Source organism: Blattabacterium cuenoti (assembly GCF_014251635.1).
Taxonomy (GTDB): domain Bacteria; phylum Bacteroidota; class Bacteroidia; order Flavobacteriales; family Blattabacteriaceae; genus Blattabacterium; species Blattabacterium cuenoti_S.
Genome location: NZ_CP059194.1, coordinates 126,257 through 150,984 on the forward strand (window position 1 = coordinate 126,257; position 24,728 = coordinate 150,984).

General features: G+C 27.7%; 26 protein-coding genes, 3 tRNA genes, 1 other RNA gene and 1 pseudogene. 15 read left to right on the top strand and 16 right to left on the bottom strand.

The genetic code is table 11. The features are described from left to right. Window positions 1–6: 6 nt before the first annotated feature. Genes H0H64_RS00555 through rpmB form a run of 3 tightly spaced genes read right to left on the bottom strand, consistent with a single transcriptional unit; the run spans window position 7 to window position 613 of the window. Window positions 7–171, bottom strand: coding sequence for a DUF4295 domain-containing protein (locus tag H0H64_RS00555; protein WP_185857417.1), 165 nt, complete (start codon window positions 169–171; stop codon window positions 7–9). A 17-nt stretch (window positions 172–188) separates the two neighbouring features. Next, window positions 189–371 (bottom strand): 50S ribosomal protein L33, encoded by a 183-nt coding sequence (gene rpmG, locus H0H64_RS00560; RefSeq protein WP_185857418.1) that lies wholly within the window; start codon window positions 369–371, stop codon window positions 189–191. A gap of 14 nt (window positions 372–385) precedes the next feature. Next, window positions 386–613 carry a 50S ribosomal protein L28 gene (rpmB, locus tag H0H64_RS00565; protein WP_185857419.1) on the bottom strand — a complete coding sequence of 76 codons (228 nt, stop codon included), beginning with the start codon at window positions 611–613 and terminating at the stop codon, window positions 386–388. Between the two features lie 89 nt (window positions 614–702). On the opposite strand from rpmB, the gene H0H64_RS00570 reads away from it, so the two are divergent. The 3 genes from H0H64_RS00570 (at window position 703) to H0H64_RS00580 (ending at window position 1,819) form a co-directional block, all read left to right on the top strand. Beyond that, entirely contained in the window at window positions 703–1,413 is a 711-nt protein-coding gene (locus H0H64_RS00570; RefSeq protein WP_185857420.1) for a YebC/PmpR family DNA-binding transcriptional regulator, read from the top strand. A gap of 12 nt (window positions 1,414–1,425) precedes the next feature. Then, an RNA gene (gene rnpB / locus H0H64_RS00575) (RNase P RNA component class A) lies at window positions 1,426–1,735 on the top strand. Beyond that, window positions 1,735–1,819 (top strand) — tRNA-Ser (locus tag H0H64_RS00580). Before rnpB ends, H0H64_RS00580 begins: the two co-directional genes overlap by 1 nt. 12 nt (window positions 1,820–1,831) lie before the next feature. Here the strand turns inward: H0H64_RS00580 and H0H64_RS00585 are convergent. From H0H64_RS00585 to rho, 3 genes are all read right to left on the bottom strand, one after another. Beyond that, window positions 1,832–2,929 carry a DNA recombination protein RmuC gene (locus tag H0H64_RS00585; protein ID WP_238784995.1) on the bottom strand — a complete coding sequence of 366 codons (1,098 nt, stop codon included), beginning with the start codon at window positions 2,927–2,929 and terminating at the stop codon, window positions 1,832–1,834. 81 nt (window positions 2,930–3,010) lie between these two features. Then, window positions 3,011–3,083: transfer RNA gene (locus tag H0H64_RS00590), tRNA-Met, on the bottom strand. A 59-nt stretch (window positions 3,084–3,142) separates the two neighbouring features. After that, a complete protein-coding gene (gene rho, locus H0H64_RS00595) occupies window positions 3,143–4,735 on the bottom strand; it encodes a transcription termination factor Rho (protein WP_185857422.1) in 1,593 nt (530 codons plus the stop codon). 169 nt (window positions 4,736–4,904) lie between these two features. Between rho and H0H64_RS00600 the strand changes: the two genes are divergently transcribed. Together H0H64_RS00600 and prfA are read left to right on the top strand one after the other, a co-directional pair. Continuing rightward, entirely contained in the window at window positions 4,905–5,312 is a 408-nt protein-coding gene (locus H0H64_RS00600) for a DUF4293 family protein (RefSeq protein ID WP_185857423.1), read from the top strand. Window positions 5,313–5,360: 48 nt separating this feature from the next. After that, on the top strand, window positions 5,361–6,440 hold the full coding sequence (gene prfA / locus H0H64_RS00605; protein ID WP_185857424.1) for a peptide chain release factor 1: 1,080 nt from the start codon (window positions 5,361–5,363) through the stop codon (window positions 6,438–6,440). Between the two features lie 3 nt (window positions 6,441–6,443). Here prfA and accC read toward each other — a convergent pair whose 3' ends face one another. From accC to rpmF, 3 genes are read right to left on the bottom strand one after another with little or no spacing between them, the layout of a single operon-like run. Next, window positions 6,444–7,811, bottom strand: coding sequence for an acetyl-CoA carboxylase biotin carboxylase subunit (gene accC, locus H0H64_RS00610; protein WP_185857425.1), 1,368 nt, complete (start codon window positions 7,809–7,811; stop codon window positions 6,444–6,446). Window positions 7,812–7,817: 6 nt separating this feature from the next. Beyond that, complete coding sequence (accB, locus tag H0H64_RS00615) at window positions 7,818–8,297, bottom strand: acetyl-CoA carboxylase biotin carboxyl carrier protein (RefSeq protein ID WP_185857426.1); 480 nt, start codon at window positions 8,295–8,297, stop codon at window positions 7,818–7,820. A gap of 15 nt (window positions 8,298–8,312) precedes the next feature. After that, on the bottom strand, window positions 8,313–8,513 hold the full coding sequence (gene rpmF / locus H0H64_RS00620; RefSeq protein WP_185857427.1) for a 50S ribosomal protein L32: 201 nt from the start codon (window positions 8,511–8,513) through the stop codon (window positions 8,313–8,315). Window positions 8,514–8,602: 89 nt separating this feature from the next. On the opposite strand from rpmF, the gene proS reads away from it, so the two are divergent. Then, window positions 8,603–10,072: a proline--tRNA ligase gene (gene proS, locus H0H64_RS00625; protein ID WP_185857428.1), complete on the top strand. Its 1,470-nt coding sequence runs from the start codon at window positions 8,603–8,605 to the stop codon at window positions 10,070–10,072. Here proS and H0H64_RS00630 read toward each other — a convergent pair. Beyond that, the gene (locus H0H64_RS00630) at window positions 10,066–11,013 is read right to left on the bottom strand and encodes a dihydroorotate oxidase (RefSeq protein WP_202983777.1); all 948 of its coding nucleotides are present in this window, start codon (window positions 11,011–11,013) and stop codon (window positions 10,066–10,068) included. The two genes, proS and H0H64_RS00630, sit on opposite strands and share 7 nt — an antisense overlap. Window positions 11,014–11,075: 62 nt before the next feature. Here H0H64_RS00630 and pyrF point away from each other — a divergent pair, with 62 nt between their 5' ends. Both pyrF and H0H64_RS00640 read left to right on the top strand, forming a co-directional pair. Then, entirely contained in the window at window positions 11,076–12,440 is a 1,365-nt protein-coding gene (gene pyrF / locus H0H64_RS00635; protein ID WP_185857430.1) for an orotidine-5'-phosphate decarboxylase, read from the top strand. Window positions 12,441–12,587: 147 nt separating this feature from the next. Further along, window positions 12,588–13,163 (top strand): MarC family protein, encoded by a 576-nt coding sequence (locus H0H64_RS00640; RefSeq protein WP_185857594.1) that lies wholly within the window; start codon window positions 12,588–12,590, stop codon window positions 13,161–13,163. A gap of 7 nt (window positions 13,164–13,170) precedes the next feature. Here H0H64_RS00640 and H0H64_RS03125 read toward each other — a convergent pair whose 3' ends face one another. Genes H0H64_RS03125 through fbp form a run of 3 tightly spaced genes read right to left on the bottom strand, consistent with a single transcriptional unit; the run spans window position 13,171 to window position 14,542 of the window. Continuing rightward, window positions 13,171–13,350 carry a hypothetical protein gene (locus H0H64_RS03125; RefSeq protein WP_185857595.1) on the bottom strand — a complete coding sequence of 60 codons (180 nt, stop codon included), beginning with the start codon at window positions 13,348–13,350 and terminating at the stop codon, window positions 13,171–13,173. A gap of 1 nt (window position 13,351) precedes the next feature. Continuing rightward, the gene (locus H0H64_RS00650; RefSeq protein ID WP_185857431.1) at window positions 13,352–13,528 is read right to left on the bottom strand and encodes a hypothetical protein; all 177 of its coding nucleotides are present in this window, start codon (window positions 13,526–13,528) and stop codon (window positions 13,352–13,354) included. A 12-nt stretch (window positions 13,529–13,540) separates the two neighbouring features. Further along, window positions 13,541–14,542, bottom strand: a complete 1,002-nt coding sequence (gene fbp / locus H0H64_RS00655) for a class 1 fructose-bisphosphatase (protein WP_185857432.1) — start codon at window positions 14,540–14,542, stop codon at window positions 13,541–13,543. Window positions 14,543–14,707: 165 nt separating this feature from the next. Here fbp and H0H64_RS00660 point away from each other — a divergent pair, with 165 nt between their 5' ends. Further along, window positions 14,708–15,469 (top strand): lysophospholipid acyltransferase family protein, encoded by a 762-nt coding sequence (locus H0H64_RS00660; protein WP_185857433.1) that lies wholly within the window; start codon window positions 14,708–14,710, stop codon window positions 15,467–15,469. A 20-nt stretch (window positions 15,470–15,489) separates the two neighbouring features. Beyond that, the gene (locus tag H0H64_RS00665; RefSeq protein WP_185857434.1) at window positions 15,490–15,960 is read left to right on the top strand and encodes a ribonuclease HI; all 471 of its coding nucleotides are present in this window, start codon (window positions 15,490–15,492) and stop codon (window positions 15,958–15,960) included. Between the two features lie 14 nt (window positions 15,961–15,974). Here the strand turns inward: H0H64_RS00665 and H0H64_RS00670 are convergent, their stop codons facing one another. Next, complete coding sequence (locus H0H64_RS00670; protein WP_185857435.1) at window positions 15,975–16,784, bottom strand: RNA methyltransferase; 810 nt, start codon at window positions 16,782–16,784, stop codon at window positions 15,975–15,977. 11 nt (window positions 16,785–16,795) lie between these two features. On the opposite strand from H0H64_RS00670, the pseudogene H0H64_RS00675 reads away from it, so the two are divergent. Continuing rightward, a pseudogene (locus H0H64_RS00675) lies at window positions 16,796–17,205 on the top strand (deoxycytidylate deaminase). A 38-nt stretch (window positions 17,206–17,243) separates the two neighbouring features. Then, window positions 17,244–17,329, top strand: a tRNA-Leu gene (locus tag H0H64_RS00680). A 10-nt stretch (window positions 17,330–17,339) separates the two neighbouring features. Here the strand turns inward: H0H64_RS00680 and ureC are convergent. Together ureC and H0H64_RS00690 are read right to left on the bottom strand one after the other, a co-directional pair. Next, complete coding sequence (gene ureC, locus H0H64_RS00685) at window positions 17,340–19,046, bottom strand: urease subunit alpha (protein WP_202983775.1); 1,707 nt, start codon at window positions 19,044–19,046, stop codon at window positions 17,340–17,342. Beyond that, a complete protein-coding gene (locus tag H0H64_RS00690; protein WP_185857436.1) occupies window positions 19,043–19,672 on the bottom strand; it encodes an urease subunit gamma in 630 nt (209 codons plus the stop codon). The genes ureC and H0H64_RS00690 overlap by 4 nt, the downstream gene beginning before the upstream one ends. Before the next feature lie 309 nt (window positions 19,673–19,981). Here H0H64_RS00690 and thrA point away from each other — a divergent pair, with 309 nt between their 5' ends. From thrA to thrC, 3 genes are read left to right on the top strand one after another with little or no spacing between them, the layout of a single operon-like run. Then, window positions 19,982–22,429, top strand: a complete 2,448-nt coding sequence (gene thrA, locus H0H64_RS00695; protein WP_185857437.1) for a bifunctional aspartate kinase/homoserine dehydrogenase I — start codon at window positions 19,982–19,984, stop codon at window positions 22,427–22,429. 5 nt (window positions 22,430–22,434) lie between these two features. After that, window positions 22,435–23,388: a homoserine kinase gene (locus H0H64_RS00700; protein WP_185857438.1), complete on the top strand. Its 954-nt coding sequence runs from the start codon at window positions 22,435–22,437 to the stop codon at window positions 23,386–23,388. Window positions 23,389–23,402: 14 nt separating this feature from the next. Continuing rightward, window positions 23,403–24,719: a threonine synthase gene (gene thrC, locus H0H64_RS00705; RefSeq protein ID WP_185857439.1), complete on the top strand. Its 1,317-nt coding sequence runs from the start codon at window positions 23,403–23,405 to the stop codon at window positions 24,717–24,719. Window positions 24,720–24,728 lie beyond the last annotated feature (9 nt).

A 24,728-nucleotide genomic window follows, 5' to 3' on the forward strand; every position in this document is an offset into this window, starting at 1 on the left:
AAGTCATTACTTTTTTATAAAAAAAATACTGATTTCTTTCTCAGAAATCATTTTATTTTCAAAGATATAGGTATCAGACCCTGACTTTTTAGATTTAACTATTCTTATAGCTAAAATCATTTTTTTTTTTGAAATCTTTTTTTTTTGATTATCGATTCCCTTTTTAGACATTTTGTATTAATTTAAATTTATTTAATCTCTTTATGAATTGTATACTTTCTTAGTATTGGGTTATATTTTTTAAGTTCAATTCTATTTGGAGTGTTTTTTTTATTTTTTGTTGTAACATATCTAGAACAACCAGGAATTCCGATTTTTATTTGTTCAATGCATTCTAATATAACCTGCACCCTATTTCCTTTTTTTCCCATTTTTTTATTTTTAATTAATATTTATACTTAAAACGTTTTAAAACCTTTTCTATCCCTATTTTATTAATAAGTTTTACAGCGGAAATGCAAACTTTTAAAGTAATCCACTTTTTTTCTCTTATCAAAAAAAAACGTTTTTTACATAGATTAATGTTAAAACGACGTTTATTTTTGTTATTTGCATGAGATACTCTATTTCCTATCATGGCTTTTTTTCCTGTCAATTCACAAATTTTTGACATAATAATTTTTTTTGTTAACTTAATATACACCAAAACCAAAATGACTATAAATATAATATTATTATCATAAAAATAAAGACGTTCATTCCATGTCAGGACATAGCAAATGGGCAAATATACAACATAGAAAATCAAATCAAGATTTCAAAAAATCTAAAAAATTTTCTAAAATTATTAAAGAAATCTCTACAGCCGTAAAAGAGTCAGGAACAAACAACTCTCGTTTCAAAAATGCAATTTTAAATGCTAAATCAGTCAATATTCCTAAAAATACTATAGAAAAAGCTATAAAAAAAGCTTTACAAATCAAAACAGATGATTACAAAAATTGTAATTTAGAAGGATTCATACACGGAATCAGTATAATTATAGAATGTATGACTAATAACAGCATTCGAACCGCTTCCAATATTAGAACACTTTTTAATAAAAATGGAGGAAGATTATGTCATAATGGGGAATTAACTCACTTTTTTCACAAAATGGGTGTTTTTTGTATAAGAAAAAAAGATATTCATTATTCAATGGATGATTTCGAACTTATGACAATAGATTTTGGGGCTCAAAATTTTACAACAGATCACAGCACGATTTATTTGTACACAGATTTTGAATATTTTGGTTCTATGAAAAACAATTTAAAAAAGTTAAAAATATTACATGAATATAAAATCGAATATATTCCCAAACAGATTAAATCCCTTTCAAAAGAAAAAAGAAATAAAGTTTTCAATTTAATTGAAAAAATTCATATGAATGATGATGTAGAAAATATATACTCAGATTTAAATAAAATTTAAATAAAAAAATAAAAAGTAGAATGTCCTATCGCATTTTTTTAGTAAAAAAAATGAGGAAAGTCCGGACACCGTAGAGCAACACAATGGGTAACCCCCATCCATCGTAAGGTGAGGAATAGTGCAACAGAAAGAATGTACAGATTATTAAGATTAATATTGCTGTAGTGAAATCATGTAAACTCTGTGTGGTGAAATGCCATGTACACCGGAAAACTAGCTCGGTTGAAACCGGGGGGTAGGCAGATTGAGATCTTGGGTAACCTAGATCCTAGATAAATGATAGGTATAAAAACAGAATCCGGCTTACAATTTTACTTTTTTGGAGAGATGGCCGAGAGGATTAAGGCGCACGTCTGGAAAGCGTGTTCACAAAAAAGTGTCAAGGGTTCGAATCCCTTTCTCTCCGCTTATACATTTATTAGAAATTTTCTATATCTCTTAATTTTTTTTCGATCAAATTAGTCCTAACTCCTAATAATCGATCTATATCCTTGGAAGCTCCTTGTAATTTATCTTGAGCTTGATGAAGTAACAATCCAAATTTTGTGAATTCTTGTTTTACCGTTTCTAAAATTTTCCATACTTCAGAACTTCTTTTTTGAATAGCTAAAGTTCTGAAACCAATTTGTAAACTATTTAATACAGCAGCTAATGTAGACGGACCTGCTATCACTGTTTTATATTTTCTTAATAATTCCTCTAACAAACTAGAATTTTTTGCAATTTCAGCATATATTCCTTCAAAAGGTAAAAAAAGGATAGCAAAATCAGTAGTGTATGGAGGGTCAATATATTTATCTTGAATATCTTTAGACATTTTTTTCAACACAGATTCCATATTTTTTATAGCTGTTTCTATATTTTTCTTTTCCCCATTACTATAAGCTTTTTGAACTTTTTCATAAGTTTCTTTCGGAAACTTAACATCAATAGGTAACCATATCATATTTCCATCTTCAAGTCCTGGAAGTTTAATTGCAAATTCTACTACAAAATTTGTATTAGGTTTGGTTACAACATTAGAAGCGTATTGTTCTGGAGATAAAATTTGTTGTAAAAGCATTGAAAGCTGCATTTCGCTAAAACTTCCACATATTTTTACATGATTTAAGGTTCTTTTTAAAGAACTCACATCTTTTGCTAATATTTTCATTTCACCTAATCCTTGTTGTAAAACAAATAATTGATTTCCAATTATTTCGAATGATTTCCCCAAATGAAGATTTAAAGAACTTTGAAGTTTATTACTGACATTTTCTCTTATCTCCTCAAGTTTTTTTTCAAGAATTTTAATAAATTTTTCCTGTGATGTATAAACAGAGTCTAATTTCTTATCTTGATTATCAATACAAAATTGAACTTTTTTATCTATAACATCTTGAAAAATTTTTATAGTTTGTATTAAACCATTTTTCATTTCCAATAAAGAATCGACGGCTTCGATTCTACTATATTTAGATAATTTTTGAATCTCATTCTGTTGATCTTTAAATTCTTTTCTAAAGAAAAATTCCAATTTTCTAAAAAAATAGACACAACATATGAAAAAGATAAAAAAATTAAAAAATATAAATACATTCAAATTATGAGGAAAAAATAGCGGGAATAGGACTCGAACCTATGACCTTCGGGTTATGAGCCCGACGAGCTACCAACTGCTCCATCCCGCGAATATTATATTGTGTGAATATAATGTTTTTCATCTACAAAATCAAATATTAAAATGAATTCATCCATTCATAGATATTAAAAATTCTTCATTATTTTGAGTTCTAGACATTCTAGATCTTAAAAATTCCATAGCTTCCACTGGGTTCATATCGGAAAGATGTTTTCGCAAAATCCACATTCTTTGTAATGTGTTTGGATCAAGTAAAAGATCGTCTTTTCTTGTACTAGAAGAAACAAGATCAATAGCTGGATAAATTCGTTTATTAGCTATTTTTCTATCTAATTGAAGCTCTTTATTCCCTGTTCCTTTAAATTCTTCAAAAATTACTTCATCCATTTTCGATCCTGTATCAATCATAGCTGTGGCGATTATAGATAAAGATCCTCCATTTTCTATGTTTCTAGCGGCTCCGAAAAATCTTTTAGGTCGGTGTAATGCATTTGCATCCACTCCTCCTGATAATACCTTTCCAGACGCAGGAGAAACAGTGTTATAAGCACGCGCTAAACGCGTAATTGAATCTAACAATATGACAACGTCATGTGAGCATTCGACCATTCTTTTTGCTTTTTGCAAAACAATGTTAGCGACTTTAACATGTCTATCTGCTGGTTCATCAAAAGTAGACGCAATGACTTCTCCTTTCACATTTCTCTGCATATCTGTTACTTCTTCTGGCCGTTCATCAATCAATAATATAATTAAATATACTTCAGTATGATTAGCCGCAATAGCATTAGCTATTTCTTTTAATAAAGTAGTTTTTCCTGTTTTAGGGGGTGCGACAATCATTCCTCTTTGTCCTTTTCCTATAGGAGTGAAAAGGTCTACAATTCTTGTAGAAAGAGTTGCATTTTTTTCAGCTAATTTAAATTTTTCGTTTGGAAATAATGGAGTTAAATGCTCAAAAGAATCTCTATCCCTAACAAAAGAGGGAGATCTTCCATTGATTTCAAGAATTTTAATTAATGGAAAATATTTTTCCCCATCTTTAGGTGGACGAACTTCTCCCCTTATTGTATCTCCTGTTTTCATCCCAAAAAGTCTAATTTGAGATTGAGAAACGTAAATGTCATCAGGAGATGATAAATAATTAAAATCAGAAGATCTTAAAAATCCGTAATTTTCTGGCATAATTTCCAATACTCCTTCGCTTATTATTATACCTTCAAATTCATATTCAGGAGTACGGTATTTATTAGAAGAGATTTTCTGTGATCCTACTTCTATTCCGTGAGATGATGATGTATTTTGAGCTTCGAATCTATCATTTCTATCATTTTTTTTCCAATTAGAAAAATTTTGATGTTTTTTTTGAAATTTCGTGGATTCTTCTGAAAGTTTAGAATTTGAAATTTTTAAATGTTCTTGGGGAATCAATTTTTTTTTACCATTTATGCTGTTGTTTTCTGAAAATGAATTTTTAGATAATGAATTTTTAGATTCAGTGTTTTTTCGCATTTTAAATCCTTTTTTTAAAGGATTTTCTCTTTTTGAAACAGAAGTATTTTTTTTATTATTGAAAATGGAAATAATTTTTTCTAGAAGTTCGTTCTTTCGTAATTGTGTACATTTTTTTAATCCTGATGAACGAGCAATCTCCTGTAATTCAAAAAGTTTTTTACTTTTTAATTCAGTTATATCAAACATAAAGTGATTGGGTTTTATATATAATAATATATATGCTTGGTTAAGTAATATGTTTTTAGTGTATGTAATGTATTATGAAAAAAAATAACTTAGAAACGATAAATGCAATTATACAAAAAATTAATTTGAACTTTAATAACATTATAAAAATAATTTAATCTTTCATATTATGTTATATAGAATACAAACATTGTACTTACTTATTTCTATTTTTATTTATTCTTTCCTCATATACTTTTTATGTTCTTTAAATAAAAAGATAACTGATTTTTTTGATTTTCATTTGTATTTGAAAGAAACAATTTTAATTTTTATAATTATATGTCTATTCCTATCTATTTTAAGTTTTTTCCTTTTCAAAGAAAAAAAATTGCAAATATTTTTCAACAAAATTAATATACTTGCTAATACTATTCATGTAATAATCCTTTTTTTTTCATGTTATCAATTGAATGTGAATATATACATATTTATCATGTTTATTTTTTTTATATTATGTATATATATTTTATATATAACGAATAGAGCTATAAAAAAAGATATCGAATTAATCGATTCTATAAATCGAATACGATAATAGTTGATTTCAACATAAATATAATAAAGGGATTTATAAGATTTAAAAATGAAAAAAACTTCATTGATTCAAAAGTTAGAAGTTTATAAAAAGGAATTTCATGAAATTTCAGAATCAATTATACAACCTAGTATTATATCTGATCAAAATCAGTACAAAACATTATTAAAAAAATACAAAAAATTAGAAAAAATAGTTTCTCTATATGAAGAATACAATAAAAAATTAACTTTTCTTAAAGAAATAAATTTCATTATAGAAAACGATTCTGATCCGGAAATGAAGGAATTAGCTTCAACAGAAAAATACAAAATATTAGAAAATTTATCTTCTATTGAAAAAGAATCCTGTCGTCTACTTTCTTCTTCCAAAGAAGAATGTGCAACAGAAGATCATAGAAACGCTGCTATCGTGGAACTCCGTTCTGGAACAGGTGGAGATGAAGCATGTCTTTTTGTAGAAGATATATTAAGAATGTATACTATGTATTTTAAAAAATCAGGTTGGAAATATAAAATCATACATGCTCAAAGAGGAGGAATAAAAGGATACAAAGAAATTATTTTAGATGTCAATGGAGAAGAAGGGGTTTATGCTAATTTAAAATTCGAATCTGGAGTGCATAGAGTGCAAAGGATTCCAAAAACAGAATCTCAGGGAAGAGTACACACATCTGCTATCACCGTAGCCGTTCTCCCTAAAGTAAAAGATATAGAAATCAACATTAACTTATCTGATATAAAAAAAGATACTTTTAGGTCTAGTGGATCTGGAGGACAACATGTAAACAAAACAGAATCTGCTGTCCGATTAACACATATTCCAAGTAAAATTACAGTAGAATGTCAAGAAGAACGCTCTCAACATAAAAATTTTGAAAAAGCTATAAGCATTTTACGATCACGTATTTATCAAAATGAAAAAGAAAAAAGATTAAAAAAAATATCTGTAAAAAGAAAATCCTTGATTTCTACAGGGGATCGTTCCGTAAAAATTCGTACCTACAATTATCCTAAAAATCGAGTCACGGATCATCGAATTCATAAATCTATTTATGATCTTGCAGGATTTATGAATGGGAACATTCAAGAAATGATCAATTTTTTAAAATTGTTTGATAAAAAATAACATTTATTTTATTTGTATTCTATTGTAAAAATCGGAATTTAGATTATCTAAAAAATTTGTATTATAATTTCCTTTTAAAAAATCATTATTTTGCATAAGTTTTCTGTGGAAAGGAAGAGTTGTATGTATTCCTTCTATTACAAATTCATCTAAAGAACGACGCATTTTTTCAATGGTTTCTTTTCTACTTTTAGCCGTGGTAATAATTTTAGCAATCATAGGATCATAATAATGTGGGACAAAATATCCTGCATAAATATGTGTGTCAATGCGCACACCTTTTCCTCCAGGTAAATGCATTTGAGTGATTTTTCCAGGAACAGGACGAAAATTGTAATGCGGTTCTTCTGCATTAATTCTACATTCTATTGAATACATTTTGGGATAATAATTTTTTTTTCTAGAAAGTTTTTTACCATAAGCTATGGATATTTGTTCTTGAATTAAATCTAAACCTGTTATTTCTTCGGTTATAGTATGTTCCACTTGTATTCTTGGATTCATTTCCATAAAATAAAAATTCTTATTTTGATCTACCAAAAATTCTATAGTTCCTACTCCTTCATAATGAATAAATTCAGCTGCTTTTACGGCTTCTTCTCCCATTTTTTTTCTAAGGGATCTAGTTAAAAATGGAGAAGGGGCTTCTTCTACCAATTTTTGATTTCTTCTTTGAATGGAACAATCTCTTTCTGATAAATGACATGCTTCTCCATATTTATCTCCTAGAATTTGTATTTCTATGTGTCTTGGATTTAAAATTAATTTTTCTATATACATATCTTTTTTTCCAAAACAAGACCAAGCTTCTTTTTTAGCTTCTTCCCAAGAATTTTTTAAATGATTTTTATCTAAAACAGATCGGATTCCTTTCCCTCCACCACCATAAACCGCTTTTATAATAATCGGATATCCTATTTTATCTGCAATTTTCTCAATCTCTTTATAAGATGATTCAAAAAAACAGTCAGATCCAGGTAAACAAGAAATTCCAACTTTTTTCATAGTTTTTTTGGCTGAAATTTTATTCCCCATTTGAATCATATGACTAGGTTTAGCCCCAATAAATTTTATATCATGTTTCTGACACATAGAAGAAAAATATGCATTTTCAGACAAAAATCCATATCCAGGATGAATGGCATCTGCGTTCGTAATTTCTGCTGCAGAAATCAAATTTGGTATATTTAAATAAGATTGATATGAATGAGGAGGCCCAATACATACAGCTTCATCAGCAAAATAAACATGAAGACTATGTTTATCTGCTGTAGAATAAACAGCTACAGTTTTAATTCCCATTTCTTTAGCTGTTCGTATAATTCGCAAAGCAATTTCTCCACGATTAGCTATTAATATTTTTTTAAACATAAAAATTTAACAATTCGGATCTATAAGAAATAAAGGCTGGTCATAATCAACAGGGGAAGCATCTTCCACTAAAACTTTCACCAAGTTTCCATTAACTTCAGATTCAATATCATTAAATAATTTCATAGCTTCGATTACACAAACTTTTGTTCCTATTTTTACTTTATCTCCTATTTTGACAAAAGGCTCTTGATCAGGATGAGGTTTTCTGTAAAATGTTCCTATCATAGGAGATTTTATGGTTAAATATTTGTTTTTATTTTCTTTTTCTATTTTATAAAATCTATCAGAAAAATCAGAAGAAATAGAAGAAGATGATGATGAAGATATTTTAGTAGGATAAGCAGGATTCCATGAACGTTTTTCTTTTTTTATTAATGTTCTATTTTTCATGTATATTTCAGTATTTCCTATTTTAATCTTTATTTCATCAATATTTGAACCAGAAATAAATTGAATCAGGGATTTTATTTTTTTTAAATCCATAATTTTTTATTTTATTTATAAGGATTCTTTTTTATTTTTTTTACTATAGACAATTCTTCCTCTGTAATAAAGCTTGTTTTCATACCAATGTGCATGATGGTATAAATGTTTTTGATTGGTAACAACACACTTTGCTAATAAAGGTTCTTTTATTTTAAAATGACTTCTTCTTTTGTTTTTTCTAGATTTAGATTGCCTTCTTTTAGGGTGGGCCATATAATTATTTATTTAATAAATTACTAATTTAGAAATAAAATTAAATGTGTTAAATAATTTTTCTATCTTTCAAAATAGAATCATTTATTATGAGTCAATTAAGTAAACGTAGTGAAAATTACTCAAAATGGTACAATGAAATTGTTGTTAAATCTGGTTTAGCAGAATTTTCCGGAGTACGTGGTTTTATGATTATTAAACCATATGGATACTCTTTATGGGATAGAATGAAAACAATACTAGACAAAATGTTACAATTAACTGGACATCAAAATGTTTATTTTCCTTTACTTATTCCAAAATCTGCTTTCTCAAAAGAAAAAGAGCATACTGAAATTTTTTCTGAAGGATGTGCCGTTGTTACACATTCTAGATTAAAAAAAAATCAAGATAAAGAAGAGCTAATCGTTGATCCTGAATCTAAGTTGCAAGAAGAACTAGTAATTAGACCTACTTCAGAAAGTATTATATGGAAAACTTATAAACGTTGGATTCAATCTTATAGAGATTTACCAATTTTATTTAATCAGTGGGGAAATGCACTAAGATGGGAAATGCGAACTCGTTTATTTCTTAGAACTTCTGAATTCTTATGGCAAGAAGGGCATACGGCTCATTCTACAGAAAAAGAAGCTATAGAAGAAGCCATAAAAATATTAAATATTTATACAGATTTTTCAGAAAAATTTTTGGCTATTCCTGTATTGAAAGGAATCAAACCATATATGGATAAATTCTATGGTTCAGAAAAAACATACTGCATCGAAGCCCTTATGCAAGATGGAAAAGCTTTACAAATTGGAACCTCACATTTTTTAGGACAAAATTTTTCTAAAGCTTTTGATGTGAAATTTACTAATTCTAACGGAAAAAAAGAATATGTATGGGGGACTTCTTGGGGCGTATCTACAAGATTAATAGGGGGATTAGTTATGTCGCATTCTGATGATCGAGGTTTAGTCTTACCTCCAAAAATAGCTCCTATACAAATTGTTATTATTCCTATATATTATAAAGAAAACAATACAATCATTAATAAAATATCAGAAAAAATTTTAAATATTATAAAAAAAGAAAAAATAAGAGTAAAATATGATAATAGAATTACATTGACTCCTGGATGGAAATTTCATGAATATGAAATAAAAGGAGTGCCTATACGAATTAGCATAGGAAAAAATGAAATACAAAATGAAAAAGTAGAAATATTTAGAAGAGACACATATGAAAAAACATATATACCTTGGAAAAATTTAAAAGATTCAATACTAAAATTACTAGATGAAATACAAAAAAATATTTATAAAAAAGCTTTTCACAGAACTCAAAAATTAATTATAAAATCAGATCATTACAATGATTTTAAGAATAAAATAAATCATTCAGGAGGATTTATTTTTGCTCATTGGGATGGAACAAAAAATACAGGGAAAAAAATTCAAGAAGAAACAGAAGCAACTATACGTTGCATTCCTATGTATAATGAAAAGGAAAAAGGAAAATGCATTTTTTCTGGAAAACCTTCTATGCAAAGAGTAGTTTTTTCTAAATCTTATTGAAAATTTTTTAATCTTCCTTTAAAACTATTTATAGATGAATAATTCTTTTTTTCTAAAATAAAAGTCAACTCTTTTTTCAGTCTTTCAAATACCGAAATTCCCTCCTTCATAAATTGTGTTCCAATTTGAACAGCAGAAGCTCCACATAATATGTGTTCAAAAATATCTTCTCCAGAAGAAATCCCTCCACATCCTATTATAGAAATATCTTTTCGAAGATAAGTATAAAACTTATGAATGTTAGCTAATGCAAATGGTTTTATAATTGACCCGCCTATTCCTCCAAATCCTTTTTTAGGTCGTATTACTACTGACTCCTTATTTGTGTCAATAAAAAGACCATTAGGTAAACTATTAATACAAGTAATAAAAAAAATAGGAAACTGATTTAGAATTAAAGCTACATTTTTAATATGTGCATCTTGAAAATAAGGAGGAAGTTTAATTCCTAAAGGTTTTTTATTAAATTTAAATATATTTTCCATAAAATTTGAAATTTTATAAAAATCATAACCTAACATATTTTCTTTTTCAAGAAGATTTGGACAAGACAAATTTAATTCTATAGCAGTGACTTTTGAAGATTGGTTTGCTTTTCGAATAAGAAAACAGTTTTCTTCTGTAGATAATCCGGATATAGAAAGAAAAATAGGTTTATTTATATTTTTATTTTCTAAAAAATTTAGATAAAAATTAATACCAAGATTAGGTAATCCCATTGAATTTATACTTCCTGTATTCCATTCAAAATATCTAGGTAAAACATTTCCTTTTCTTGGTTTATGTGTACAACTTTTTGTCACAACTCCACCAGAAGAACTATTTAATAAACTGGATAGTTCTTCATCAGTTGAACAAAGAACTCCTGATGCATTCAGAATACATAACGGGAGTTTTATCCCGTTTATATTAGCAGAAATATCTATTTTTTTCATAATCACATTATTAATTATAATAGAATCCAAAGTATAAAATTTTTAACTTTACCAAAACAGTTTTTCTTATGGAAGAAAAAGAACAATTTTTTTTAGAAATTTATAATTTAGGAATTATAAAATTTGGAAATTTCACATTAAAAAGTGGAATGAATTCTTCTATATATATAGATTTTCGTCCAATAGCTTCTAGACCTGATTTATTAATAAAGTTATCGGATTTACTGATACATGAAGTGCCATCTTATGATTTCGAGTTAATTTGTGGAGTTCCATATGCGGCTTTACCGATAGCTACTGCTTTATCTTTGGTCTATAAAATTCCGCTAATTATTAAAAGAAAAGAAAATAAAGGATATGGGACTGAACGAATGATTGAAGGAATATATAAAAAAGGACAAAACTGCTTAATTATAGAAGATGTTATCACAAGCGGAGATAGTTTACTAAAAACGGTAATAGACCTTGAAAAAGAAGGATTAATAATAAAAAATATTATGTCTATTCTTGATAGAGAACAAGGAGGAATAGAAAATATAAAAAAAAGAGGATATAATATCCGAACTTTATTTCGAATAGGAGAAGTTTTCAAAATATTAAGAAAGAAACATTTTTTAAAAAAAAAAGAAATAGACATGATTCAATTTTTTTTTAGAAAAAAAAATATAAAAAATATTCAAAATAAACGGATATCCTATGAAGAAAAAAAAGATAAAATCTCTCATCCTATAGGAAAAAAACTTATAGATATTACATTGAAAAAAAAAACAAATTTAATAGTTTCCGCTGATTTAATATATACTAAAAATATTTTGAAATTAGTAAATTTAATTGGCGACAGAATTTGTGGATTAAAACTACATGCAGATATTATAGATGATTTTTCATATTCATTTATAAATAATCTTAAAAACATTTCTATAGAAAAAAAATTTTTATTATTCGAAGATAGAAAATTATGTGACGTTGGTCCTACTAATTGTCTTCAATTGCATTACGGAATACATAAAATTTCTTCTTGGGCGGACATCATTACAGCGCACGTCCTTGCTGGTAGTATGAGTATACAAAATTTGAACATACCTTCTAGTATAGGGTTGATTACAATATCTGAAATGTCCTCTTATGGAAGATTATCTGATGATAATTATGTAAGAAAAGCGCTAAATATTTCTTTAAAAAATCCAAAAGTTATTGGAACTGTTGCACAAAGAAAAATAGATGATCGATTATTATTATTTACACCTGGGATTCATTTTTCTATGAAAACAAATAATGTAGGAAATAATTACATTCATCCTGTTCAAGCTTTTGAAAAAAATGGAAGTGATTTTATTATTGTGGGGAAAGCTATTTATCAATCTGTAAATCCTAAAATCACAGCAGAAGAATATAGAAATGCAGGATGGAAAGCTTATGAAAATGGACTTTAAATAATTCTATTCCATTTATATGATATGAGTTTTTTTTTGTTAAAATTAATGATACTGATTATAATTTTATTTAATTTGTATATACATACATATTATATTTTAAAAAATTATTTCAATCATAAAAAATTTCATGAATAAATTTTGAGTATGGAATGGATAAATTCATTAATCAGTTGTTTTATGATACTTTTTAGCATTATAGACATATTAGGGAACGCCCCCATAATTATGGGGTTTAAATCAAAGGGGAACATTATAGACACTAAAAAAGTTATAATCACTTCTCTTGTAATATTTTTATCTTTTCTTTTTTTAGGACAACCTATGCTGAAAATTATTGGAGTTGATGTGCATTCTTTCTCTGTAGCGGGATCTGTAGTATTATTTTTAATAGGTTTAGAAATGATATTGGGAATAGACCTTCATAAGGTTACGGAAAATGCTCAAACTTCTATTGTTCCAATAGCTTTTCCACTTATAGCTGGTCCTGGATCTTTAACTACTTTAATTTCATTAAGAGCAACTTATGACGTAAATGTTATTCTTTTATCTCTCATTTTGAATATGATAGTTGTTTATTTTGTTATAGATAGATGTGATTTTATAGCTGAAAAAATAGGAAATAACGGATTGGATATTTTAAAGAAAATATTTGGAATTGTTTTATTAGCTTTTGCTGTGAAAATTTTTGGGGCAAATGCGGGGCAATTATTTCAGCAATAATTAATAATTAATGGTTTTTTATTATTTTATTAAAAATATTTAGAACAGATTCATTAATATTTTTAAATTCAGGTAAATAGAAAGCTTTATAAATCAAAATTATGTAATAATTTTGATTTATAATTAAAATGTGTTTTTCTAAAATCGATTTATTTAAAAAAAAAGAAGCTTTTAATAAACGTTTTATTCTATTTCTGTGAACTGATTTTTTGAAATTTTTTTTTTACCAGAGTTCCAACGAGATTGATTGATGAATTTTTATCAAAACTTTTTTCTGATAAAAGAACAGACAAAATAGGATATACAAAGAAATATTTTCCATTTTTTATTACTTTTTCAAAACTTTTTTTTTCTTTAAATTGCATTTTTTTTAAAATTTATTCACAATATCCCATAAACTCTTCTAACTTGGAAACCATCCCTGTAGGCCCACAAGCAAATGGAGTTCTTTGATGCAATTTAGTTGGTTTTATGTCTAAAATCCGTTTTTTCCCATCAGAAGCTTTTCCTCCAGCTTGTTCTGCTAAAAAAGCGATAGGATTACATTCATAAAGTAATCTTAATTTTCCTTCTGGAGAAGAAGCTGTTTTTGGATAGATATATATTCCTCCTTGTATCATATTTCGGTGAAAATCTCCGACTAAAGATCCAATATATCTTGCTGTATAGGGACGATTATCTTTTTCTTCTTGACAATACCTGATAAATTCCCTAATTCCATTAGGGAATTTATCAGAATTACCTTCATTAATAGAATATATCTTTTCTGTTTTAGGAAAACGAAGATTAAAATGAGATAAGTAAAATGTTCCAACTGAAGGATCTAAAGTAAATCCATGCACCCCATTTCCAGTGCTATATACCAATATAGTAGAAGATCCATAAATAATATATCCGGCAAGAATTTGTTGATTGCCTTTTTGCAAAAAATCTTCTATTGTTAAATTCATTTGAATAGGAGATTTTCTCATATATACAGAAAATATAGTTCCAATAGATACATTCACATCGATATTAGAAGAACCATCAAGTGGATCTATTAAAACAATGTACTGATTTTTAAAATTTTTTTCTTGTTTTCCTTTTATTACTATAAAATCTTTACTTTCTTCAGAAGCAATTCCGCAAACAACATTTCGACTTTTAAAAGATTCAATGAAAGCTTTATGAGCAAAATCATCCAATTTTTGTTGATTTTCACCTTGCACATTAGTAACGCCAGAACTTCCTATGATTTTTTCTGTTAACCCTGCTTTATTAACTTCTTTATGAATAGCTTTAGAAGCTAATTTTATAGAGCTAAACAATCGTAATAATGCTTCGGTGGAATATGAAAAACGATCTCTATTTTCTATAATAAACTCTCCTAATGTATACATGTATCTCTATCTAAGGAAATACTTTTTTTTACATAAAGATCAGATTTTTTTTTATATCATGCTTAACAATTGAAGTACTATTCAATAATTTTTGTTTAAAATAAAATAAATAAACTTATAAAGTTATTACGAATTTTATATATTTCTATTAATTTTATCACTTCAATGAGAATTATACAAATATCATTAATATTGTTATGGCGTACATGGTTTTTTCTTATCAATATATTTTTGATTCCCTTATGGGCAGGAGCTTCTATCCCGTTTCTTTTCAAAGAAAAACACTATCCTATTGCATATTGGTTTCATCAAATGTGGGCTAGAAGCAATCTTTTTCTTATGGGGTTTTGGTATGTGTTAGAAAAAGATAAAGAAATGTTAGATAAGAATCAACAATACGTAATTATCAGTAATCATAGTTCTATTATGGATATTATGTTAATTTACTCTTTGATGAGAAATCATCCTTTGGTTTTTGTTGGAAAGGCAGAGTTAGCTAAGCTTCCTTTTTTTGGATTTGTTTATAAAAAGAGTAATATTCTTATTGATAGAAAAAATTTATCGAGTTGTATACATGTATTTAAAAAAATAGAAGATAAAGTAGATTCTGGAAAAAGTGTCTGTATCTTTCCAGAAGGTGGTGTCCCTAAACCTCATATTTTCTTAGATCATTTCAAGAACGGGGCTTTTTTTATCGCTATTTTAAAAAAAATTTCTATTATTCCTTTTACTATAGCTGACATAAAAACAAAATTTCCCAGTTCTTCTATTACAAAAGGAAGACCAGGAAAAATAAGAATTAAACAACATCATTCCATATCAACAAAAAATTTATCCTTAAAAGATAAGAACAATTTGAAAGAAAAATGTTTTAATTTAATAAAATATCAATTAGAAAAATTTGAACGTGAAAAAAAAAATAGTTAATTACATGAATTAAATTATTCGTGAAAAAAAAAATACATATTTATACTGACGGCTCTTCGAAAGGAAATCCTGGACCAGGAGGGTATGGAATTTTTATAGAAATATTTTTTGGTCATTTTTATAATAGAAAAATAATTTCAGAAGGATTTCGTTATACAACTAATAATAGAATGGAACTGTTATCAGTGATAGTGGGATTGGAAAAAATAAAAAATAAAAAGCAAAATATTATTGTTTTTACTGATTCTAAATATATTGTAAATACTGTGCAAAATAGATGGATTTATAAATGGGAAAAAAATAACTTTCACAATAAAAAAAATGTAGATTTATGGAAAAGGTTTTTATATTTGTTTTACCAACATTTTGTTATATTTCATTGGATAAAAAGTCATAATGATCATTATATCAATGACTATTGTGATAGATTGTCTGTTGAGGCTTCCAAAAAAAAAACTTTAAAAATAGACTACATATATGAAAATATATGAAAAACGGATATAAATTATATTTTAGCATAATTTCTTTGTCTAATAATTTCATATATAATTATAGACATTGCATTGCTAACATTTAATGAATCTATATTTCCAAACATAGGAATTGTTATTATTTTATTAGCTTTCTCAATCCAAATATTAGATACTCCTTTATTTTCAGAACCAAAAACTATAGCTATATTATTATTATGATAGAATTTAGTATGGTATAGATTTATCGCTTTTTTATGCTTATGAAATCCTGTTGTTAAAACTTGTATTTTATTCTTTTGTAACCAATATATGATTGATTCTATTTTTTCTATAAAAATGTTTCTTGTAAAAAGAGTCCCTAAGCTACATCTAATAATATTAGAGTTATACACATAAGTTTTCATGTTACATAGTATGATAATATGAATATTTGCGACGTCAGCTACTCTTAACATAGCTCCTATATTCCCAGGTTTTTCTATTCCATCTAGTATAAGTATTAAATAAGAATTATTATTAGAAATTTTTATGTTTTTCAATTGATTTATATATTTTTTTTCTTTAAACAGAGCAATAATTCCCCCTGAATTATCTCTGTATGCTAATTTTTTAAAAATTTTCATACTAATAATAAAAGTGATGGAATGAAATGACTGAATCATATTATATTTTTTAAATATTTTTTCGCATATAAATATTTTTATTGGGGAAAAATTCCCTTTTATAGCCATTTCAAATTCTTTTATTCCTTCAACAAAAAAAACATTCATATAATTTTTTTTTTGATAAATTTTTATCAAATCTTTAATTTTTGTATTTTGTATGCTATATATTTTTTTCATATTTATTTGTAATGATTTATAAAAAATACCATGACATGGTGTATATGAATATGGCAGTTGAACGTTCAAAATTATCTTTTTGTAAAAAAAAAAAGTAGGAGCTATTATAGTTAAAAATAACAAAATCATATCTGATGGTTATAATCGTACTCCAAATGGATTTGATAATATATGTGAAGATCATAACGGAAATACTAAATGGTATGTTATACATGCAGAAGCAAATGCAATATTAAAAGTATCTTCTTCTTCTTTCTCTTGTGAAGGAGGGTCCATATATATCACTCATTTTCCGTGTAAAGAATGTTGTAAGCTTATTTATTTATCTAATATAAAAAGAGTTATTTACTTATATGCAAAAAATAATGACGAATTTACTTTTTTAAAACAATTGAAAATAGGAATAGAAAAACTTATTTAAATTGACTATATATATATTATATCATATATTTTGATAAAACCCAGGTGGCGAAACAGGCAGACGCGCTGGACTCAAAATCCAGTGATTTTTTTACATCATGCGGGTTCGAATCCCGCCCTGGGTATTTTTTTAATTCAGAATAAGAAATATCTTTGAGAAAGAGGTAAAATATCAGAAGGATGAGAGCTTATTTTCTCTCCATTGATATAAACATTATAAGTTTTGGGATCCACTTCTAAATTAGGCATTTCTTCATTTAAGATCATGTTTTTTTTGGATAAAGCACGACATCCTCTTACTATTTTTATTTGTTTCTTAATTTTATTTTTATCAAAAAAACCATTGTTAATTGCATTTATTGATACAAAAACACTGCTTAATTTTGGTTCAAAGTATCCAAACATTTTTCGATACATAAATGGCTGAGGTGTAGGAATAGTAGCATTAGGATCTCCCATACTTGCATAAACAATCATCCCACTCTTTATGACTAACTCAGGTTTTACTCCAAAAAAAGAAGGCTTCCATAATACTAAATCTGCCATTTTTCCGATATGAATCGATCCTACATATTCTGAAATACCATGAGTAATAGCAGGATTTATAGTATATTTTGAAATATATCTTTTTACTCTAAAATTATCATTTTTTGAATGATCTTCATTTATAGATCCTCTTTGTTTTTTCATTTTATCAGCTGTTTGCCATGTTCGTTTTACGATCTCCCCTATACGTCCCATAGCTTGAGAATCTGAACTAGTCATACTAATGGCTCCCATATCATGTAAAACTCCTTCTGCGCTAATAGTTTCAGATCTTATACGTGATTTAGCAAAAGCAATATCTTCTGGTAAATTAGAATCCAAATGATGACAAATCATTAACATATCTAAATGTTCATCTATGGTATTACAAGTATAAGGCATGGTAGGACTTGTTGATGAAGGTAAAATATTAGAAAACGATATAACTTTCAATAAATCAGGAGCATGTCCACCGCCGGCCCCTTCTGTATGATAAGTGTGAATTGTTCTATTTTTGAATATTTTTAAGGTATCTTCTACATAACCGGATTCATTTAATGAATCTGTATGTATGTTGACTTGTACATCCAATTTTTCTGCTACATTCAAACATTGATCTATAACATGGAAAGTACTCCCCCAATCTTCATGTATTTTTAATCCACCAGCTCCAGCTTTTACTTGTTCAATTAAAGCTTCGGGGCGAGAGCTATTTCCACTAGCAAGAAAAATAAAATTAATAGGAATATGGTCTGTACTTTTTAACATTCTTTGAATATTCCATACGCCTGAAGTACAATTTGTAGCTATAGTTCCAGTCGCGGGACCTGAACCTCCACCAATAATAGTAGTTGTTCCACTTTCTAATGCGACTTCAAACAATTGTGGGCATATAAAATGAACATGACTATCTACACTTCCAGATGTTACTATAATATTTTCCGAAGAAATGACTTCTGTTCCTGCTCCAATATACATATTAGGAGTAACTCCGTCCATAAAATATGGATTTCCAGCTTTTCCTATTCCAACAATAAGACCATTTTTAATTCCTATATCCGCTTTTACAATTCCCCAATGATCTATAATAATAGCATTAGTTAATACTAAATCTAAAACTCCTTCATCTCTTGTTGCAAATGGATGTTGGCCCATTCCGTCTCTAATAACTTTTCCTCCTCCAAAAACACATTCATCTCCATAAATAGTATAGTCTTTTTCTATTTCAATCCATAAAGATGTGTCTCCTAAACGAATTTTATCCCCTTTAGTAGGACCATACATACTTGCATAAGATTCTCTATCTATTTTTTTCATATAGTTGTATTTTCTTTTCCTGAAAATCCATAAATTTTTTTACTTCCTCCAATTTCTACTAACATAATTTCTTTTGTTTCACCTGGTTCAAAACGAACGGATCTACCAGAAGGAATATCGAGTTTGTATCCTTTAGTTCCTTCTCTGTCAAAAAGAAGAGCAGAATTGGTTTCATAAAAATGAAAATGAGATCCTACTTGAATAGGGCGAGTCCCTGTATTGGATACTATTCTTTCTATACGAGATCTTCCGGGGAAGAATACAATCTCTTCTTTTAGAAGATCATATTGTCCTGGAATTAAATTAGAATTTTTTTTTCTATTTTTTTTGATAGGATGATGTATAGTTACCAACTTTGTTCCATCAGGAAAAGTTGCTTCTACTTGAACATTATTAAGTAATTCATACACTCCATCCATAACTTGTTCATGGTTCAGAATATTTCCTGCTTCATACATGAGATCTTTTACTGTTTTTCCATCACGAGCTCCTTCCATTACATAATGAGCGATTAAAGCTAAAGATTCAGGATAATTCAATTTTAATCCTCTTTTTAAACGTTTTTTTGCCAATTCTCCAGCCATGTGCAGAAGAATTTTTTCCTTTTCATAAGAAGTTAAATGCATATGCTTTCTTTAATTTAATTCATAAACATAATATTCGTTGCAACAAACAACATACATAATAATACATATATGGGATTAAAGTTATGAAATATTATAATAATGAAAGATAAATAGAATCGTTTTTCATCCTGATTGCATCTTACAAAGTTCTTAACTATCATCTAATTTTTACAAAAAAATTGTAGCTCTATAGATGAAAAAACTTAAATATCAATCAAAAGAATAAAAAAAAATACGTCTCCACAAATTATCGTTATTTTTGTTAGCATCTTTAATAATGGGAAAATTGTTTTAAAAAATAATTAAAAAATGCAAGTTTTAAAATTTGGGGGTAGTTCCGTAGCTCATTCTGATGCAATAAAACGTATTTGTTCTTTGTTAGAAAAAAAACCAAAAGGAAGATATGCTATTGTTGTATCTGCATTAGGAAACATTACGGACCAGTTGATTCAATGTGGCCAATTAGCTTCTGAAAGAAAAAATATTTATAAAAATATATTAGAAGAAATAGAGATTCGACATCTTAATATTATAAGAGAATTGTTTCCTATCACCTATCAAAGTCATTTAATCAGTTGGATTAAAAAAAATATAAATGATTTAGAAAGTTTATGTGACGGTATTTTTCAAGTAGAAGAACTTTCAAAACGATCTTTAGATAAAATCATGAGTTTTGGAGAATTGAGTTCTTCTTTCCTCATTGCAGAAAAATTGAAACAATCTGGGTTAGATGCAGTTTGTAAAGATAGCAGAGATTTAATTATTACAGATTCTCAATTTGGATGCGCACAAGTAGATTTTATCACAAGTAATCACCATATTATTCAGTTTTTTTGTGAAAAAACATCAGAATACATCGTTTTACCAGGATTTATCGCTTCTACGTTAGAAAACGAAACCACTACTCTTGGAAGAGGAGGGTCTGATTATACAGCGGCTATTTTAGCTGCGGCGATATCAGCTAGTTTACTAGAAATATGGACGGATGTAAGTGGAATGATGACAGCAAATCCAAAAATAGTGAATCAAGCTTTTCCTATAAAAGAAATTTCTTATGAGGAAGCTATGGAATTATCACATTTTGGAGCAAAAGTTATTTATCCTCCTACGATTCAACCTGCTATGAAAAAACATATTCCTATACAAATTAAAAATACTTTCTCTCCTTTAGATACGGGAACTTTGATTTATATTAACAAAAATACAAATATTAGTCAACCTGTTACCGGAATATCTGGAATTCAGAATATGGCATTGCTTACTTTGGAAGGAAGTGGTATGATCGGAATTCCTGGATATTCCAAACGTTTATTCGAAGCTTTATCACGGGAAAAAATAAATGTAATATTTATCACTCAAAGTTCTTCAGAACATTCAATTACGACAGGAATTCATGAAACAGATGTAATTAAAGCAAAAGCCGTTATAGATAGTGAATTTGCTCAAGAAATACATCAAAGACGGATTGATCCATTAAGAATCGAGAAAGATCTTTGTATCATTGCGGTGGTGGGAGATAATATGAAAAATCTTCATGGAACTAGTGGGAAAATGTTTTCAGCTTTAGGAAGAAATAGTATTAATGTCAGAGCTATAGCGCAAGGTTCTACTGAAAAAAATATATCAGCCGTTATTAGAAAAAACGATTTTAAAAAGGCATTAAACACTTTACATGAAGCTTTTTTTGAAAGTCCACCAAAACAAATTAATCTTTTTATTTGTGGAGTAGGAAAAGTGGGAAGCAAATTGCTTGAACAGATAGATCAACAACAAAATTACTTATTAGAAGAATTAAAGCTTCAAGTTAGAGTCATTGGATTAGCTAACAGCAAGAAAATGTATTTTAATGATCATGGAATTAACTTAAGTGATTGGGGACAATATCTGAACCAAAAAGGTATAAATATGAATATATATTCCTTTATGGAAAAAGTATGGAAATTTAATCTAAGGAATAGTTTATTTGTAGATAATACAGCTAGTGAAGAAATGGCTATGACCTATGATAAATTTCTAAAAAATGGAATAGGCGTTATTACTTGTAATAAAATAGCTTGTTCCTCCGATTATGATCATTATAAAAAATTAAAAACACTTTCTAGACATTTTAAAGCCCCATTTTTGTTTGAAACTAATGTAGGTGCTAGTTTACCAGTCATTAGTACACTGAACGATCTAATTAATAGTGGAGATAAAATTCATAAAATAGAAGCTGTATTATCAGGAAGTTTAAATTTTATATTTAATCATTTTGTAGGAAAAAAATCTTTTTTAGAAGTAGTAAAAGAAGCTCAATTAAAAGGATATACAGAACCGGATTCTAGAATTGATTTAAGTGGATTAGATGTTATGCGAAAAATACTAATTTTAGCAAGAGAATGTGGTTCTCCATTAGAATTGAGTGATATTCATCAGAAATCTTTTCTTCCAGAAACTTGTTTGAATTCAAGTTCTATAGATAATTTTTATCAAGAATTGCACAGATACAGAGATTATTTTTTTAAAATAAGAAGTGAAGCGGAAAAAGATAAAAAACGTTTACGTTTTATTGCACGTTATGAAAATGGAGTCGCTTCTGTTGGATTAGAATCTGTTTCACAGATTCATCCATTTTTTCAATTAGAAGGAAAAGATAATATGGTTTTATATAATACATATCGTTATGCGGAACAACCTCTTATCATAAAAGGAGCAGGTGCTGGAGCCGAAGTTACTGCATCTGGAGTTTTTTCAGATATTATTAAAGCTACTAAATAAAAATCATGAAGGGAATTAAAATATTTGCACCAGCTACTGTCGCTAATTTAGCTTGTGGTTTTGATGTTATTGGATTAGCTTTAGATTTTCCTAAAGATGAAATTTTTTTATATAAATCTAATAATCCAGGAATACGTATTAATCGAATATATGGGGCTTCATTACCTAATGATCCAAGAAAAAATGTGGCTTTTGTTGCTTTGCAATTTTTATTGAAAAAATATCAACAAAAACAAAAATTTGATAACGAAAAAAAAATAGGATTTGAAATTGAATTAATTAAAAATATTCACCCTGGAAGCGGAATAGGATCTAGTGCCGCTAGTGCCGCTGGGGTAGTTTATGGAGCTAATGTTCTATTAGGAAACCCTTTCAATAGCATACAATTAATACGTTTTGCTATGGAAGGAGAACGTGTAGCAAGTGGGACTGCTCATGCTGACAATGTTGCTCCTGCTATCATGGGAGGACTAACATTAGTTAGGAGTTATAAACCATTGGACATAACTAAATTACACACTCCTAATGAATTATGGGTTAGCATCATACATCCGCAAATTGAAGTTAAAACATCAGATGCTAGAGAAATTTTAAAACAAAAAATATTAATGACAGATGCTATTAGACAGTGGGGGAATGTAGGGGCATTGGTAGCAGGATTATATCTAGAAGATTATGGATTAATAAGTAGGTCTTTAGAAGATGTTATTGCTGAACCAATACGAGCAATGCTAATTCCAGCTTTTTATGAATTAAAAATAAGATGCAAAGAAATAGGAGCTTTGGGAGGAGGAATTTCTGGTTCAGGTCCTTCTGTTTTCATGTTGAGCAAAGGAAATCATACGGCAAAAAAAGTGACTGAAGTTATGAATAGAGTATATTCTCCGTTAAAAGTTGATTATAAAACTTATACTTCTCCTATCAATCAGCAAGGAGTCAAGTGGACTCAAATATTATAGAAAAAATAATTAATATGTTATATTATAGTTTAAAAAATTATAAAAACTTAGTTTCTTTCGAAGATGCTGTTTTAACAGGATTATCCCCTGATGGTGGGTTATATATGCCTGAATGTATTCCTAAACTATCCCCTAAATTTATTCATAAACTTCCAGCTTATGATATCTATACGATAGCCATGTTTGTAATAAAACCTTATATTGAAAAATGCATCCCAGAAAAGTACATTGATAATATTATTCATGATACTTTGAATTTTTCTTTTCCATTGAAAAAAATACATGATAATATTCATGTATTAGAACTTTTTCATGGTCCCACTTTATCTTTTAAAGATGTGGGAGCTAAGTTTATGGCAGAATGTTTAAATTTTTTTTCTGAAAAATTAGGAAAAACCGTTACGGTTTTAGTAGCGACTTCAGGAGATACCGGGGGCGCTGTTGCTAAAGGGTTTCATAAAAAGCCTGGAATAGAAGTCATTATTTTATATCCATATAATGGAATCAGTTCTTTACAAAAAAAACAAATCACTTCATTGGGAGATAATATATTCGCTTTAGAAATAGATGGGGACTTCGATGACTGTCAGAGCATGGTAAAAAAAGCCTTTTTAGACAAGAAAGTGAACGATAAATACACATTAACTTCTGCTAATTCTATTAATGTAGGGAGATGGCTTCCTCAAATGTTTTATTATTTTTTAGCTTACAGACAAATAATAGAAAAAAATCCTATAGAATTAATTTTTTCAGTTCCTAGTGGAAACTTTGGGAATATTTGTGCAGGAATGATGGCTGAAAAAATGGGATTACCAATAAAATTTTTTATTGCATCTACAAATATTAACGATACTATACCTAGATTTTTAAAATCTGAAAAATACCATCCTTTTCCGGTAAAAAAAACTATATCAAATGCTATGGATATATCTAATCCAAGTAATTTTTCTAGAATATGGTATTTATATAAAAAAAATATGTTTCAATTAAGAAAAAAACTATCTTCCTACAAATTCACAGATGAAGAAACTTTGTCAATTATAAAAATAATGTGGAAAAAATATAAATACATGCTAGATCCACATGGAGCGATTGGTTATTTAGGGCTTAGACAATATTTACAAGAAATTAATAATACTTCAGATCCAGCTATATTTTTAGAAACTGCTCATCCTATTAAATTTTTAGATCATATACCATCTTTTTTGCGTAAAAAAATTGTACCGACTCAAGAACTAGAAATATTTTTGAATACAAAAAATACCAACAAAAAAATATCTTTATCCAATAATTTTCATGTTTTCAAAGATTGGTTATTAGAAAGAAAATAAATTTTTAAT